The organism is Pseudoxanthomonas mexicana, assembly GCF_001556105.1.
Taxonomy (GTDB): Bacteria; Pseudomonadota; Gammaproteobacteria; order Xanthomonadales; family Xanthomonadaceae; genus Pseudoxanthomonas_A; species Pseudoxanthomonas_A mexicana_A.
In genome coordinates this window covers 1-15,530 of record NZ_LSIF01000016.1, presented here as the reverse complement: position 1 = coordinate 15,530, position 15,530 = coordinate 1, and the positions used below count along the sequence as shown (strand labels likewise).

Below are 15,530 nucleotides of genomic sequence, written 5' to 3'. Positions count from 1 at the left end.
CTGTTGCTCGCCATCGCGCTGGCCGGCGTCCTCGCCCTCCCCCTGGTGAAACCGGACGCCGACGCCAGCGCACCTGCCGACACGGCGGATGCGGCACCCGCCATCGTCAGCGTGGCGCCCGCCGTCAGTACCGCATTCGCGCCTCGCCACTGGTCGCCGGGCAGCGTCATCAGCCGCCGCGACGCGCGCGTGGCCGGTGAACAGAGCGGCCGTGTCGTCGAGGTGGCGGCGGTCGGCCAGCGCGTGCGCAAGGGACAGGCGCTGGCCGTGCTCGACGACACCGCACTGCGCCTGCGCGAACAGGAGGGCCAGGCGGACCTGGCGCGTATCCAGGCGCAACTGGCGCTGGCCAATCGCCAGGAGCAGCGTTATGCGCAGCTGGCGGCGCAGCAGAACATCGCACGCGCGCAGTACGACCAGTTGCGCGCCGACCGCGATGTGCTGGCACAGGATCGCGCGCGGGTGCAGGCGCAGCTCGCGCAGACCCGCCACCAGCGAACGCAGATGGTGGTGCGCGCACCGTTCGATGGCATCGTGGCCGAGCGCCATACGCAACTCGGCGAGTACCTGATCACCGGCGGCTCAGTCGCACGGCTGGTGGACACCGGCGCGCAGGAAGTGCGCGTGCGTGCTCCGGTCGACCTGGCCCGCCACCTCGCCGAAGGCACCGACGTACGCGTGCGCAGTGCCGGCGAAGAACGCACGTACCCCATCAGCGCCCTGGTGCCGGTGGGCGATGAAGCGTCGCGCCAGCTGGAACTGCGCATCGCCGTCGAAGGCCTGGACATTCCCGTCGGGACCGCGGTGGACGTCGGCCTGCCCAGCGCCGGAACGCGCACCGTGGTCGCGGTGCCGCGCGACGCGGTGATCCTGCGCCGCGAAGGCGATTTCGTCATGCGCGTGGACGCCGCCGGCAAGGCCGAGCGCGTACCGGTGAAGACCGGCGCCGAAGTGGATGGACTGGTCGAAGTCACCGGCAGCGTCGCCGCGGGCGACCGCCTGATCGTCCGCGGTGGCGAACGCGTCGAACCCGGCCAGTCGCTCGACATCCAGCCTCAGGGCCCGGCAATGGCGATGGCGATGGCGATGCGTTGACGATGCTGCTCGCAGCCTTCGCCGCGGCCCTTCACTGACGGCAACGCCGCGAACGGGCACAATCCCGGCATGCCGTCGCCTTCCCCGCACGCCGCGTCCGCACGAAGCACGCCCAACCTGCGCGAGCGCTTCGACGCGATGCGCAACCTCGGGCCGTTCCTGCGCCAGATCTGGCAGACCAGTCGCATGCTGACACTGGCGAGCCTGGGGCTGCGCCTGTTGCGGGCCTTCGTGCCAGTGGTGACGCTCTACATCGCCAAGCTCATCATCGACGAAGCGATCCGGCTGGTCGGGCTGGGCCTCGACTTCGGCTCGCTGGGCGATGCCTGGCGCAGCGGTCAGCTGGACACGCTGGCCTCGTTGCTGGCGCTGGAGTTCGCGCTGGCCATCGGCTCCGACCTGCTGGGTCGGCTGGTGAGCTACGCCGATGCGCTGCTGTCGGAACTGTTCACCAACGCCACCAGCGTGCGCCTGATGGAGCACGCCGCCACGCTCGACCTGGAGGATTTCGAAGACCCCGACCTGCAGGACAAGCTCGATCGTGCGCGCCGCCAGACGATGGGGCGCATGAACCTGATGAGCCAGTTGTTCGGCCAGGTGCAGGATGCGATCACGGTCGTTGCGTTCGCCGCTGGCCTGCTGGTCTACGCGCCATGGCTGATCGCGCTGCTGGCCGTGGCGCTGATTCCGGCCTTCATCGGCGAGGCCCACTTCAATGCGCTGGGTTATTCGCTCAACTTCCAGTGGACGCCCGAGCGCCGGCAGCTGGAATACCTGCGGCAGATGGGCGCCAGCGTGGAGACGGCGAAGGAGGTGAAGATCTTCAATCTCCACCGCTTCCTGATCGATCGGTACCGCGTGCTCGCGGACAAGTTCTTCCTCGCCAACCGCGCGCTGGCGCGGCGCCGCGCAATATGGGGCACGGTGCTCGCCGCGCTGGGCACGCTGGGCTACTACGTGGCCTACGGCTACATCGCCTGGCGCACCGTGCGCGGCGATTTCAGCATCGGCGACCTGACCTTTCTCGCCGGCAGCTTCCTGCGATTGCGCCAGTTGCTGGAAGGGCTGCTGATCGGCTTTTCCCAGGTCGCCGGGCAGGCGCTGTACCTGGACGACCTGTTCTCGTTCTTCGAGATCGAACCGGAGATCGCCTCGCCTGCCGACGCTGCACCCATCCCGCGGCCGATCACGCGTGGCTTCGTGTTCGAGAACGTCGGCTTCCGCTACCCCGATGCCGAACGCTGGGCCGTTCGTCACCTCGATTTCGAACTGCAGGCCGGCGAAGTGCTGGCGCTGGTCGGCGAGAACGGTGCGGGCAAGACCACGCTGGTGAAGCTGCTCGCACGCCTGTACGACCCGGACGAAGGCCGCATCCTGCTGGATGGCCGCGACCTGCGCGAGTACGACATCGACGACCTGCGCGCGAACATCGGCGTGATCTTCCAGGACTTCGTGCGCTACCACCTCACCGCCGGCGAGAACATCGGCGTGGGCCGCATCGAGGCCATGGACGACCAGGCGCGCATCCGCGCCGCCGCCGCGCGCGCGATGGCCGACGAAGTGATCGACGGCCTGCCGCGTGGTTACGACCAGATGGTGGGCCGCCGCTTCAAGAACAGCGTGGACCTGTCGGGCGGCCAATGGCAGAAGATCGCCATCGCGCGCGCCTACATGCGCGATGCGCAGGTGATGATCCTGGATGAACCGACCGCCGCCCTCGACGCGCGTTCGGAGTTCGAGGTCTTCCAACGCTTCAAGGAATTGTCGGACAATCGGACCGCGGTGCTCATTTCGCACCGCTTCTCCAGCGTCCGCATGGCCGACCGCATCCTGGTCCTGGACCAGGGGCGCCTGGAAGCCAGCGGCACGCACGAACAACTCATGGCCGCCGGCGGCCGCTACGCCGAACTGTTCGAACTGCAGGCCGCGGGTTACCGCTGATATTTCCCCACAGGAGACACGACGTTGCGCAACGCCCACTACCGACTCGCCACCGCCCTCCTCCTCGCCCTGCCATTGGCCGCCTGCGATTCCTCAGCCAACGGCGATGCATCGAAGAAGGCCCCGGCTGCAGCGCAGGCGGCGCCCGCCACCCAGCCCGTGCAGATGCTGGCCAGTGCGCAGGGCCAGATCCGCGTCACCCGCGTGGCGAGCGGCCTCGATCATCCGTGGAGCGTGGCATTCCTGCCCGATGGCGCCATGCTGGTCACCGAACGCAGCGGCCAGTTGCGGCGCGTCGGTGCCGATGGCGCGGTATCCGCCCCGATCACCGGCGTGCCGAAGGTCTTCGCCACCGGCCAGGGCGGTCTGCTCGATGTCGTGCTCGCGCCGGACTTCACCAGCAGCCAGCGCATCTACCTGAGCTACGCCGAGCCCGGCGACAACGGCACGGCCGGCACGGCGGTCGCCTACGGCACGCTCTCGGGCGACGCGCTGGCGGACGTCAAGGTGATCTACCGCCAGGAGCCGAAGCTGGAAGGCCCGAACCATTTCGGTTCCCGCCTCGTGTTCGACGATGCCGGCCACATTTTCATCAGCCAGGGCGAGCGCAACCAGCGCGCCACCTCGCAGGAGCTGGACAAGCTGCAGGGCAAGCTGGTGCGCCTGAACCTGGATGGCAGCGTGCCGCAGGACAATCCCTTCGTCGGTCGCAACGACGCGCGTCGTGAAATCTACAGCTATGGCCATCGCAACATGCAGGGCATGGCGCGCGATCCGCGCACCGGCACGCTGTGGCAGAGCGAACACGGCCCGCGCGGCGGCGACGAGATCAACCTGCCGCAGCCCGGCAAGAACTACGGTTGGCCGATCATCACCTACGGCATCAACTATTCGGGCCAGCCGATTCCGGAAGCGCAAGGCAAGGCGAAGGACGGCATGGAACAGCCTTACCACCTGTGGGAAAAATCGCCCGGCGTGTCCGGCATGGCCTTCCTCACCGGCAAGCCGGGCGCGACCTGGAACGACAGCCTGTTCCTGGGTTCGCTGGCCGAACGCAACCTGATCCGCCTGACCCTGGACGGCGACAGGATCGCCGGCGAAGAGCGCCTGCTCAACGAGCTCGGCGAGCGCGTGCGCGATGTACGCGTGGCGGACGACGGTAGCGTCTATGTCGTCACCGACGAGGACGACGGCAAGATCTGGCGCATCGAAGCGCCGAAGGCCCCGTGAGGACGCACCCGATGATGCGACGCGTCTTGCTCGCCTGCAGCCTGTGCCTGGCATCGCTGGCGCATGCCCAATCGCCCGCCGGCTACACGGAGGCCAAGCAGCGGGCGGACGCGGACGAGGCTTCGCTGCCCTCCGGCGATGCGGACACCCTGCGCGAGACGCAGGGTGTCGCGCTGGATTCCGCCATCGCCGGCTGCGCCACGCCCACGGCGGATACCTCGCCCTTCGTGGTGGTGGCGGAACTGGATGCCACCGGCAAGGTGGTGCGCACCTGGCGCGAAGGCGGTACGCCGCTGGCGATCTGCGTGCAGAAGCAGATCGCCGGCCGCACGCTGTCCGCTCCGCCGCGCGCACCGTTCTTCACCTCGTTCGAACTGAGTTTCACCCGGTGAACGACGCCGCACACGACATCAACGCCCTGCTGCGCGCCCGCTTGCCGGCCGGCGTGCCGTTGCAGATCCCGCCGCCCTGCCTGCTCGACATGCAGGGCGAACCGGTGGATTACGTGGAAGGCCGGTCGCTGGCGATGCGGTTTCCGGTGCTGCCGCGTTACCAGAATCCGATCGGGCACATGCAGGGCGGTTTCATCGTGGCGGCGCTGGACAACACGCTGGGGCCGTTCTCGTACCTGATCGCACCGCCGAGCGTGACGACATCGCTCAACACGCAGTACCTGCGTCCGGTGACGCAGGAGATGCCGCATATCGTCTGCCATGCGCGCCTGGTGGAACGCACGCGCACGCAGTTGTTCCTGGCGGGCGAAGTGCGTGACGAGGCCGGCCGTGTGCTGGCGATGTGCCAGGCGGTGTGCCAGATCCTTCCCCAGAAGGCCGGCTAAGCCTCTCTCCCACCGGGAGAGGGGTTGGGGTGAGGGGCAACGAAGTCCGTGTCTTCAGGCCTTCCAGTGTTGTCACCACGTCCGCGATGGCCTCTGGTTCGATGGCCCTGCGGGACGGATCTTCTTTTATTCAAGCATGCCGCCGCTCGCCGCGGAGGCCCTACTTTTCTTTGCTTGTGCAAAGAAAAGTAGGCAAAAGAAACACCCCACGGCGGTCCGCCCGCCGCTGCGCGGCGGGTGCGCAGTCGCGGCGGGAATTTTCGGACGAGGCATCCTGCCCCGGCCGAAAACGGTGCACATCCCTGTGCGCCGCCCCTGCAGGGTTTTACCCGCCACGACTGCCGGACCTCAGGGGCCCCAGAGATAAAAAACGAAGATTCCGAGTACGTGCACGCTGTCGCTCTGGGCTTTTGGGCCCCCATGAGGCAGGGCGAGTGGGTCGGGTAAAACCCGCAGGGCGCCGCCCTGGATGGGCGGCGTTTCCGTATGGCACATGGATGTGCCTTACGGAAATTCCCGGCCCGCTCGCGGACCCGAAGCGCGCAGCGCGGAGGGCGTGCCGCCTGGGGTGTGTTTCTTTGCTTCTTTCTTTGCACAAGCAAAGAAAGAAGGCCCCCGCGGTGAGCGGCACCATGCTTGAAAGAAGAAACCCCATCCCGCAAGGCCATCGAGCTAAGGGTCGCCGTGGATGTGGTGGCAGCCAAGGGCGGTAAAGACACGGACTTCGTTGCCCCTCACCCCAACCCCTCTCCCGGTGGGAGAGGGGCGCAACTCAGCGTAAGTCGAACCGGTCCGCATCCAGCATCGCCGGGAACCGTTCCCGGTGCGCCGCCAGCGCGTCGGCCGAGATCGTCGTCGTTACCACGCCCTCGCCCGCCGGCAACTCCACCAGCGGCTGCCCCAGCATGTCGATGATCGCACTGTCGCCCGAATACGCATGCCCGTTGCCGTCCGTGCCCGCGCGATTCACCGCCGCCACGTAGCACAGGTTCTCGATCGCCCGCGCACGCAGCAGCGTCTTCCACGGATACGCCCGCGCCGCCGGCCAGTTCGCCACGAACAACTGCAGATCGAAATCCAGCTGCCCCGCACGTTCGACGTCGTACCGATTCCGCGCGAACACCGGGAAGCGCAGGTCGTAGCAGACCAGTGGATTGATCCGCCAGCCTTTCCACTCCACCGTCAGCCGATCGCGTCCGGCGGCGTAGCGCTGGTGTTCGTTGGCGTACCGGAACAGATGGCGCTTGTCGTAGTACTGCAGTTCGCCATCCGGCGTCGCGAACAGCAGGCGATTGAACACGCCATCGGCCGTGCGCAGTTGCACGCTGCCGGTGACGGCGGCATCGAGTTTCGCCGCCTGTTCGCGGATCCATGTCACCGTGGCGCCGTCCATGCCTTCGGCCTGGTCGATCGCCTCGTTGCTGAAGCCGCTGGTGAAGGTCTCCGGCAGGATGACCAGATCGCTCTGCCCCGCCAGCGGTGCGATCAGGTCGCCGTAGTAGTCGCGGTTACCCGCCGGATCATGCCAGCGCGTCTCGCCCTGGACGAGGGAAATGCGGAGATCCTGCATCGCCGCCGCCTTGCCGCTCACAGCTGCTTCAACCGTTCGATCGCCGCGTCCAGCGTCGCCTCGTTCTTGGCGAAGCACAGCCGTGCCAGGCGCTGGTCCGCGGGCGGCGTTTCATAGAACGGCGACAGCGGAATGGCGGTGACGCCGTGCTCGATGGTCAGCCACTTCACGAACTCGGCATCCGGCAGGTCGCTGACCGCCGAATAGTCGACCAGTTGGAAGTAGCCGCCCGGCACCGGCAGCGGCGTGAATTTCGTGCCCAGCAACTGCTCGCGGAAACGGTCGCGCTTCTCCTGGTAGAACGCGCCCAGCTGCTCGTAGTGCTCCGGCTCATCACGGATCATCGCAGCGAAGGCGTGCTGCGCCGGGGCGAAGGTGCAGAACACGTTGTACTGGTGCACCTTGCGGAACTCCGCGCTCAGCGCCGGCGGCGCAATGGCGTAGCCGATCTTCCAGCCGGTGCAGTGGTAGGTCTTGCCGAAGCTGGACACGACGAACGCACGCGCGGCGAGTTCCGGGTAGCGCAGGATCGATTCGTGGCGGCGGCCATCGAAGACGATGTGCTCGTACACCTCGTCCGAGATCAGGTAGATGCCGGTGCCTTCCAGCAGCGCGGACAGCGCGCGGATGTCGGATTCATCGAACATCGCGCCGGACGGGTTGTGCGGGCTGTTGACGATCAGCAGGCGCGTCTTCGGCGTGACGGCCGCGCGCACGCGGTCCCAGTCCACCGCGAACGTCTGCGGGTCCAGCGGTACGTGCACGGCGCGCGCGCCGGCCAGGTCGATGGCCGGTTCGTAGCTGTCGTAGGCCGGGTCCAGCACGATGACTTCTTCGCCCGGGCGCACCACCGCATGGATGGCATTGAACAGCGCCTCGGTGGCGCCGCTGGTCACGGTGATCTCGGTATCCGGGTTCACCTCGCGGCCGTAGCAGCGCAGCACCTTCTCGGCGATGGCCTGGCGCAACGGCGCCACGCCGGTCATCGGCGCGTACTGGTTGTGGCCGGCGCGCATGGCGGCGTCCAGTTCGTCCACCAACCGCGACGGCACCGCGAAATCGGGGAAACCCTGCCCCAGGTTGACCGCGCCATGCTCGGCGGCCAGCTGCGACATCACGGTGAAGATGGTGGTGCCCACCTTGGGCAGCTTGGTCTGGGGCTGGAACATCCCGGTTCAGGCACTCGATGTGGGGGAAGGCGGAGTGTACGCGCTCGCCATTACGCGCGATGATGCGGCCATGGCCGAACACAGCGTTCCCGCCGATGGCACCGGAACCGGGGATGTCCCCGAGGCGGAACGCGCGCGGCTGGCCACCGCCTGGGCCGCCGCGCACTACTTCGCCAGCGTGGGTCGCCAGGAATGGCTGTTCCGCAGCGGCATGACCGCCGAGGACGTCGAGCGGCAGGTCATGGCCAGCCGCTATCTGTTCATCACTGCCTGGAATCCGCCGCCCGGCGATACACCGCGGCATCTCAATGACGACGCGCAGGAGCGCCTGCACGCGCGCCTGCACACGCTGGGGCTGGCGTTCCACCCTGCGCTGGGCTGCAACAACCAGGGCGGCATGGTCGAACACGGCTGCCTGGTGCTGGACGCCACGCTGGAGCAGGCCGATGGCCTCGCGCGCGAGTTCGGCCAGGGCGGCACGCTGTTCTGGCACGCCGACGCACCGGTGCGGCTGCGGATGATGTGGCCGCGCCCGCCGCAGGCCGACGGCGATCCGCATACCGACTGGGTGGGCTAGGAACGCGGATTCCCGGCCGCGACCGTCGGTCGCAGGCGGCCGGACCGGCGCCTCCGTCTAGAATGGGCGGCTGAGCCCCCAGGACACCCCAGCCTCCCTCGCGGGAACGCCCGATCCGATGACCGACGCCGCTCCCCGCCACCCGCCGTTGCTGGCCGCCCGCGCCCTGGCGTTCTCGCGCAATGACGAAGCGGTGTTCGGGCCGCTGGAGTTCGCCGTGGATGCGGGCGAGGCACTGCTGGTGCAGGGCGGCAACGGGGTCGGCAAGACCACCCTGCTGCGGGTGCTGGCCGGCCTGCTGCGCGCCGATGCCGGCGAGATCCACATCGACGGGCAGCCCGCCGGCCCCTCGCGGCGGGCGCATGCGATGGCCTACCTCGGCCATCTGCCCGCGTTGAAGGCCGACCTGAACACGCTCGAGAACCTCAACTTCCTCTGCGGCCTGCACGGCCGCCGCGCGCGCCAGATGCCGGGCAACGCGCTGGCGATGGTGGGCCTGGCCGGTTACGAGGACGCCCTCGCCCGCCAGCTGTCCGCCGGGCAGAAGAAGCGCCTGTCGCTGGCGCGCCTGTGGCTGTCGCCGTCGCCGCTGTGGCTGCTGGACGAGCCCTACGCCAATCTCGACCTGGACGGCATCAATCTGGTGAACCGGATGATCTCCGCGCACCTGCGTGATGGCGGCGCGGCGCTGGTCACCACCCACGGCGCCTATGCCGCGCCGCCGGTGCAGACGCGCATGCTGGTGATGGAGCGTCCCGCATGAGCACCGCGCCGTCCCTGTTCCAGACCGCCCGCGCCCTGGTCGTGCGCGACGTGCAACTGCTGTGGCGTCGCCGTGGCGATGCGCTGCAGCCGGCGCTGTTCGCGCTGCTGGTGGTCGTGCTGTTCGCGCTGGGCCTGGGCACCGCGCCGCTGGTGCTGTCGAAGGTTGCCCCGGCCGTGGTGTGGGTGGCCGTGCTGCTGGCCGGGCTGCTGTCGCTGGATACGCTGTTCCGCGGTGATGCCGAAGACGGTTCGCTCGAACAATGGATCCTCGCGCCGGTACCGCTGGCCTGGCTGGTGCTGGTGCGCGTGCTGACCCACTGGGCCACCACTGCGCTGCCGATGATCCTCGCCGCGCCGCTGCTCGGCGAGATGCTGCACCTGCCACGTAGCGAATTGCCGATGCTGCTCGCCACGCTGGCACTGGGCACGCCGCTGCTGAGCCTGCTGGGCGCCGTGGTCGCCGCACTGACGGTCGGCATGAGGCGCTCTGGTATCCTTGTGGCCTTGCTGGCGTTGCCGCTGTACGTGCCCGTGCTGGTGTTCGGCGCGGGTGCCGTCGCCGCCAGCGCACAAGGGCTGGATGCCTCCGGCGCCCTCCTCTGGCTGGCCGCCGGCCTGTTGCTCTCGCTGCTGCTGGCGCCGCTGGCCGCCGCCGCGGCGATCCGCATCGCCCTGACCTGAAGACCTACGCCGCCGCATGAATCCTCTCGTCCGCTGGTTCCACCAACTCGGTTCACCGCCCTACTTCGACCGCTTCGCGGCGCGCTGGACGCCGTGGTGCTACCTGGCCGCCATCGTGCTGCTCGGGCTTGGCCTGTGGCAGGCGCTGTTCGTGGTGCCGGCCGACTACCAGCAGGGCGACAGCTTCCGCATCCTCTACATCCACGTGCCCAGCGCATGGATGAGCATGTTCGTGTTCGGCCTGATGGCGTTCTACGCCGCCATCGCGCTGGTATGGCGCATCAAGCTGTGCGAGATCCTGGCGATGGCCTGCGCGCCCACCGGCGCCGCGTTCACCGTCATCACCCTGGCCACCGGCAGCATCTGGGGCAAGCCGATGTGGGGCACGTGGTGGGACTGGGACCCGCGCCTGACCACCGAACTGATCCTGCTGTTCCTGTATCTCGGCGTGATGGGCCTGTACGGCGCCATCGACGACCGCCGCAGCGCGGCACGCGCCGCCGGCCTGCTGGCCATCGTCGGCGTGGCGCTGCTGCCGGTGATCCGCTACTCGGTGGTGTGGTGGAACTCGCTGCACCAAGGCCAGACCATCCGCGTGTTCGGCGAATCCAGCATGGACGACAGCATGCTGCTGCCGCTGGTGCTGATGGTGATCGCCACCAAGTTCTGGTTCCTCGGCTCGCTGCTGGCGCGTGCGCGCGCCGACAACCTGCGACGCGAAGCCGGCAAGGACTGGGTCGCGAAACTCGCCGCCGCGAAGGAGGCCGCGCCATGAGCTACCTCGAGTACGTCATCGGCGCGTACGCCGTGTTCGCCATCGTGCTGGGCTGGGATTTCCTGGCCCCGCGCCTGCAGGTGCGGCGCGAACTCCGCGCCGCCCGCCAGCGCGTGGCGCGCGACGCACGCCGCAGCGCCGCCCCCGTCGACCTGGAACGCTGACCGATGAATCCTGTCCGCCGCCGCCGCCTGCTGTTCGTGCTGCTCGCCATCGTGGTGGCCGCCATCGCCACCACGCTGATCGCGATGGCGCTGGAGCGCAACGTCGCGTATCTCTACACGCCGGCCGAGGTGCTGCGCGGCGACGCCAAACAGTCGCGTTTCCGCCTTGGCGGCATGGTCGAGAAAGGCTCGTTCAAGCGCGAGCCCGGATCACTGGTCTCCCACTTCGGCGTGACCGACGGCGATGCGCAGCTGACGGTGCGCTACGAGAAGATCCTGCCCGACCTGTTCCGCGAAGGCCAGGCCGTGGTCGCGACCGGCGCCATGAAGGACGGCGTGTTCGTGGCCGAGGACGTACTGGCCAAGCACGACGAGGCCTACATGCCGAAGGAAGTCGCCGACAAGATGGGCAAGGCGCACCAGAAGCACGACGTGCCTGCCGCGCCTGCGGAGTCGGCGTATTGATCGTCGCGCCTGCCAACCATTCCCTTCTCCCCGCGAGCGGGGAGAAGGTGCCCGGAGGGCGGATGAGGGGCGCTTTCTTCTCCGTCGTCGACGACCTTCTCGTCCTGCGCTCGTTGGTCCTACCCGAATCGTCGACGCCCACCCTCTCCGCTCGCCCCTCACCCGCCTTCGGCACCCTCTCCCCGCTTCGCAGGGCGAGGGAATGGAACCCGCATGCTCCCTGAACTCGGACAAATCGCGCTGATCCTGGCGCTGCTCGTTGCCATCCTGCAGTCGGTACTGCCGCTGGCAGGCGCGCAGCGCAACAAGGCCGCCTGGATGGACGTGGCGCGGCCCGCCGCGTACGCGCAGCTGTGGCTGGTGACGCTGGCCTTCATCGTGCTGACCGTCGCCTTCGTGCAGCAGGACTTCTCGGTCAAGTACGTCGCCGACAATTCCAACTCGCTGCTGCCGATGGTCTACCGCTATACGGCGGTATGGGGTTCGCACGAAGGTTCGCTGCTGCTGTGGGCGCTGGTGCTGGCGCTGTGGACCGGTGCGGTGGCGCTGTTCTCGCGCAGCCTGCCCGACGTGGTGATGGCGCGCGTGCTCGGCGTGATGGGCGTGGTCGCCATCGGCTTCCTCGCCTTCCTGATCTTCACCTCCAACCCGTTCGTGCGCCTGCTGCCCTCGCCCGGCGAAGGCCGCGACCTCAACCCGCTGCTGCAGGACCCGGGGATGATCATCCATCCGCCGCTGCTGTACGTGGGCTACGTGGGTTTCGTGGTGCCGTTCGCGTTCGCCATCGCCGCACTGCTCGACGGCCACGTGGATGCGCGCTGGCTGCGCTGGACGCGGCCGTGGACCAACGTCGCCTGGGGCTTCCTGACGCTGGGCATCGCGCTGGGCAGCTGGTGGGCGTACTACGAACTGGGCTGGGGCGGCTGGTGGTTCTGGGATCCGGTCGAGAACGCCAGCTTCATGCCGTGGCTGGTCGGTGCCGCGCTGATCCATTCGCAGGCGGTCACCGAGAAACGCGGCGTGTTCCGCGGCTGGACATTGCTGCTGGCCATCGCCGCGTTCTCGCTGTCGCTGCTCGGCACGTTCCTGGTGCGCTCGGGCGTGATCACCAGCGTGCACGCCTTCGCCGCCGATCCCACCCGCGGCGTGTTCATCCTGATCTTCCTCGGCATCGTCATCGGCAGCTCGCTGCTGCTGTACGCACTGCGGGCGCCGCAACTGGCCGATGCCGACGGCGAGAAGCGCTACTTCTCCGCCAGCTCGCGCGAGACGCTGCTGCTGGCCAACAACCTGCTGCTGACCGCGGCCTGCGCGATGGTGCTGCTGGGCACGCTGTACCCGCTGATCGCCGATGCGCTGGACCTGGGCAAGATCTCCGTCGGCCCGCCGTACTTCAGCCTGCTCTTCATCGTGCTGATGGCGCCGCTGGTGGCGCTGGTGCCGTTCGGGCCCATCACCAAGTGGCAGCGCGACAACCTGGCCAAGCCGTTCGCGATGCTGCTGCCGTGGGCAGGACTGGCGCTGGTGCTGGCCGCCATCGGGTACTTCATGGCACCGCAGGGCAAGCTGAAGGTCGCCGCCGGCATCCTCGGTGCGGCCTGGGTCGGGCTGGGCACGCTGCGCTTCGTCTGGCAGCGCCTGCGCGCCAATGGCCGCTTCACCCCCGAGATGCTCGGCATGACGCTGGCGCACACCGGCATCGCCGTGTTTCTGGTCGGCGCGTTGCTGGTGGAAGCGCTGAACGTGCAGCGCGAACTCGCGGTGAAACCCGGCCAGACGGTCGAGGTCGGCCGCTGGGGTTTCCACTTCCAGGGCGTCGATGAAACCCAGGGCCCCAACTACCTGTCCGACCGCGGCCACGTGCAGGTGCTGCGCGACGGCAAGCCGGTCACCCTGCTGCATCCGGAAAAGCGCGCCTACGCCAGCGGCGGCCAGGTGATGACCGAAGCCGGCATCAAGCCCGGCGTGCTGGGCGATGTCTACGTCGCCATCGGCGAACCGCTCGGCAACGATGCCTGGGCGTTGCGCGTGCACATCAAACCCTTCGTCCGCTGGATCTGGCTCGGTGCCGCGCTGATGGCGCTGGGCGGCTTCGTCACCGCCGCCGACCGCCGGTTCCGGAACCACAAGAAATCCGAGGCGCGTCCCGCATGAACAACGCTTCCGAACTCCCGCCCTCGCCCCCGCGTTCGCGCGGTGCGCTGACCTTCGCGCTGGTCATCATCGGCCTGTTCTTCGTCGGCCTGATGGGCCTGCTGTACTACGGCGTGTCGCAGTCCGACCGCGCCGGCCGCGATGCATTGCCGTCGCCGCTGATCGGCAAGCCCGCGCCTGCGTTCGACCTGCCGCTGCTGCACGACCCGGCCAAGCGCGTCACCAACGCCGACCTCGCCGGCCAGCCCTACGTGATGAACGTATGGGGCAGCTGGTGCCCGGAATGCCGCGTCGAGCACCCCATCCTCACCCAGTTCGCGCTGACCAAGCGCGTGCGCTTCATCGGCTACAACCTCAAGGACGAACGCGAGGACGCACTGCGCTGGCTGGACCAGTTCGGCAATCCCTACATGATGGTGGTCGCCGACCTCGAAGGCCGCACCGCGATCGACTGGGGCATCTACGGGGCGCCGGAAACCTTCCTCGTCGACGGCAACGGCATCATCCGCTGGAAGCACGTCGGCGCGATCGACCAGGCCATCATCGACCACCAGCTGATCCCCGCGCTGGACAAGATCGACGCCGGCCGATGAGCGCGCCCTTCCCCGCCCTGCTGCGCAGCGTCGTGCTCGCCCTGCTCGTCGCGTTCGCCGCGCCGGTGTTCGCGCAAGCCAGCGACCCCACCCCGCTGCAGTTCACCGATACGGCAGAGGAAGCACGCTTCCACCGGCTCACCGCCGAACTGCGCTGCGTGATGTGCCAGAACCAGTCGCTGGCCGACTCCAACGCGCAGATCGCGCACGACCTGCGCCGCGAGGTGCTGGACCTGATGCGCCAGGGCAAGGACGACGCCCAGGTGAAGCAGTTCCTCGTCGACCGCTACGGCGAGTTCGTGCTGTACAAGCCCGACGTCGCACCCGGCACCTACATCCTCTGGTTCGGCCCGCTGTTGCTGCTGCTGGCAGGCAGCGTGTGGGTCGGCCGCATCGTGGCCAAGCGCGCGCGACAGCCCGCACCCGCCACCGACGACACCGACCAGGAGTGGTGATGACCACCTTCGTGATCCTCGCCATCGTGCTGTCCCTGGCCATGCTGCTGGCCGTGCTGTGGCCGTTGTGGCGCGACGCGCGCGGCCTGGTACTCGCCGGCGTGGCGACGCTCGGCATCGCCACGTTCGCGCTGTACCGCGTGGTCGGCACGCCCGCCGCGCTGGAGCCGCAGGCCGCGTCCGCCGGCATGCCCGCCACGCTGGACGACGCCGTCGCGCAGCTGGAAGCCGAACTGAAGAAGCAGCCGAACGAACCCGAAGGCTGGCGCCTGCTCGGCAAGTCGTACGCCGCGCTGCAGCGCTACGGCGATGCGCAGAAGGCGTTCGAACGCGCGGTGCAGCTGCTGCCCACCGATGCCGACCTGCTGGTCGAAGCCGCGCAGGCAAGGCTGTTCGCCAACGCCGAGCGCAAGCTCGATGCCGAGGCCATCGCCCTGCTGGACAAGGCCATCGCGATCAATCCCGACCACCAGCGTGCGCTGTGGTTCGTCGGCCTGGCGCAGCGCCAGGAGGGCAAGCACGCCGAGGCCGCGAAGACCTGGGAGCCGCTGCTGGCCAAGGTCGATCCCAACACCGCCGCGACATTGCGCACGCAGATCAACGAGGCGCGCGCCGAGGCCGGCCTGCCGCCACTGGCGGAGACGGCACCCGCACCGGCCGCCGATGCCGCGCCTGCGCTGCTCACGGTGACCGTGGACCTGGCGCCTGCGCTGAAGGACAAGCTGGCGCCCGATGACACGCTGTTCGTGTTCGCCCGCCAGGTGGGTGGGCCGCCGATGCCGGTCGCCGCCAAGCGCCTGCCGGTGTCCGCCTTCCCGGTGACCGTCCCGCTCGGCGACGGCGACAGCCCCATGCCCACGCTGAAGCTGTCGCAGCTGCCGCAGGTGCAACTGGTCGCGCGCATCGCCAAGGGCAGCGGCCCTGCCGCGCAGTCCGGCGACCTGGAAGCCACCGCCGTCACCGCCGACGTCGATGCCGGCAAGACCTACACGCTGACCATCGACCGCGTGGTGCCGTAAACAAGACCCCTCTCCCCCGCTCACGGGGGAGAGGGTGCC

The 15,530-nt window shown here is 68.7% G+C and carries 17 protein-coding genes; 15 read left to right on the top strand and 2 right to left on the bottom strand.

Translation table 11 applies throughout. The annotated features are described in order from the left end of the window. The 5 genes from AX730_RS01980 to AX730_RS01960 all read left to right on the top strand — a co-directional run. Positions 1–1,095, top strand: a 1,095-nt coding sequence (locus AX730_RS01980) for an efflux RND transporter periplasmic adaptor subunit (protein ID WP_198146976.1), incomplete at its 5' end; no start/stop codon positions are given. Between the two features lie 69 nt (positions 1,096–1,164). Beyond that, positions 1,165–3,036 (top strand): ABC transporter ATP-binding protein, encoded by a 1,872-nt coding sequence (locus tag AX730_RS01975; RefSeq protein ID WP_062351148.1) that lies wholly within the window; start codon positions 1,165–1,167, stop codon positions 3,034–3,036. A 24-nt stretch (positions 3,037–3,060) separates the two neighbouring features. Further along, on the top strand, positions 3,061–4,266 hold the full coding sequence (locus tag AX730_RS01970) for a PQQ-dependent sugar dehydrogenase (protein ID WP_232310150.1): 1,206 nt from the start codon (positions 3,061–3,063) through the stop codon (positions 4,264–4,266). A gap of 11 nt (positions 4,267–4,277) precedes the next feature. Beyond that, positions 4,278–4,658 carry a hypothetical protein gene (locus tag AX730_RS19300; RefSeq protein ID WP_232310149.1) on the top strand — a complete coding sequence of 127 codons (381 nt, stop codon included), beginning with the start codon at positions 4,278–4,280 and terminating at the stop codon, positions 4,656–4,658. Further along, on the top strand, positions 4,655–5,104 hold the full coding sequence (locus AX730_RS01960; protein WP_062351145.1) for a PaaI family thioesterase: 450 nt from the start codon (positions 4,655–4,657) through the stop codon (positions 5,102–5,104). Before AX730_RS19300 ends, AX730_RS01960 begins: the two co-directional genes overlap by 4 nt. Before the next feature lie 772 nt (positions 5,105–5,876). On the opposite strand, the gene AX730_RS01955 is transcribed toward AX730_RS01960, so the two are convergent. Together AX730_RS01955 and AX730_RS01950 are read right to left on the bottom strand one after the other, a co-directional pair. Continuing rightward, positions 5,877–6,674 (bottom strand): amidohydrolase, encoded by a 798-nt coding sequence (locus AX730_RS01955; RefSeq protein WP_062351154.1) that lies wholly within the window; start codon positions 6,672–6,674, stop codon positions 5,877–5,879. A 17-nt stretch (positions 6,675–6,691) separates the two neighbouring features. Further along, positions 6,692–7,843: a pyridoxal phosphate-dependent aminotransferase gene (locus tag AX730_RS01950; RefSeq protein ID WP_062351142.1), complete on the bottom strand. Its 1,152-nt coding sequence runs from the start codon at positions 7,841–7,843 to the stop codon at positions 6,692–6,694. Between the two features lie 70 nt (positions 7,844–7,913). On the opposite strand from AX730_RS01950, the gene AX730_RS01945 reads away from it, so the two are divergent. From AX730_RS01945 to AX730_RS01905, 10 genes are all read left to right on the top strand, one after another. Next, positions 7,914–8,420, top strand: coding sequence for a DUF3293 domain-containing protein (locus AX730_RS01945; protein ID WP_198146974.1), 507 nt, complete (start codon positions 7,914–7,916; stop codon positions 8,418–8,420). A gap of 118 nt (positions 8,421–8,538) precedes the next feature. Further along, positions 8,539–9,183 (top strand): heme ABC exporter ATP-binding protein CcmA, encoded by a 645-nt coding sequence (gene ccmA / locus AX730_RS01940; protein ID WP_062351137.1) that lies wholly within the window; start codon positions 8,539–8,541, stop codon positions 9,181–9,183. Beyond that, on the top strand, positions 9,180–9,866 hold the full coding sequence (gene ccmB, locus AX730_RS01935) for a heme exporter protein CcmB (protein ID WP_062351135.1): 687 nt from the start codon (positions 9,180–9,182) through the stop codon (positions 9,864–9,866). Before ccmA ends, ccmB begins: the two co-directional genes overlap by 4 nt. Before the next feature lie 16 nt (positions 9,867–9,882). Then, positions 9,883–10,641: a heme ABC transporter permease gene (locus AX730_RS01930; RefSeq protein ID WP_062351132.1), complete on the top strand. Its 759-nt coding sequence runs from the start codon at positions 9,883–9,885 to the stop codon at positions 10,639–10,641. Beyond that, entirely contained in the window at positions 10,638–10,805 is a 168-nt protein-coding gene (locus tag AX730_RS18270; protein ID WP_083537644.1) for a heme exporter protein CcmD, read from the top strand. Before AX730_RS01930 ends, AX730_RS18270 begins: the two co-directional genes overlap by 4 nt. 3 nt (positions 10,806–10,808) lie before the next feature. After that, complete coding sequence (ccmE, locus tag AX730_RS01925) at positions 10,809–11,270, top strand: cytochrome c maturation protein CcmE (protein WP_062351129.1); 462 nt, start codon at positions 10,809–10,811, stop codon at positions 11,268–11,270. A 213-nt stretch (positions 11,271–11,483) separates the two neighbouring features. Then, positions 11,484–13,424 carry a heme lyase CcmF/NrfE family subunit gene (locus AX730_RS01920; protein ID WP_062351126.1) on the top strand — a complete coding sequence of 647 codons (1,941 nt, stop codon included), beginning with the start codon at positions 11,484–11,486 and terminating at the stop codon, positions 13,422–13,424. Between the two features lie 92 nt (positions 13,425–13,516). Continuing rightward, positions 13,517–14,017 carry a DsbE family thiol:disulfide interchange protein gene (locus AX730_RS01915; RefSeq protein WP_232310151.1) on the top strand — a complete coding sequence of 167 codons (501 nt, stop codon included), beginning with the start codon at positions 13,517–13,519 and terminating at the stop codon, positions 14,015–14,017. Continuing rightward, positions 14,014–14,472 (top strand): cytochrome c-type biogenesis protein, encoded by a 459-nt coding sequence (locus AX730_RS01910; protein ID WP_062351121.1) that lies wholly within the window; start codon positions 14,014–14,016, stop codon positions 14,470–14,472. Before AX730_RS01915 ends, AX730_RS01910 begins: the two co-directional genes overlap by 4 nt. Beyond that, complete coding sequence (locus AX730_RS01905) at positions 14,472–15,491, top strand: c-type cytochrome biogenesis protein CcmI/CycH (protein WP_062351119.1); 1,020 nt, start codon at positions 14,472–14,474, stop codon at positions 15,489–15,491. Before AX730_RS01910 ends, AX730_RS01905 begins: the two co-directional genes overlap by 1 nt. Positions 15,492–15,530: the final 39 nt, after the last annotated feature.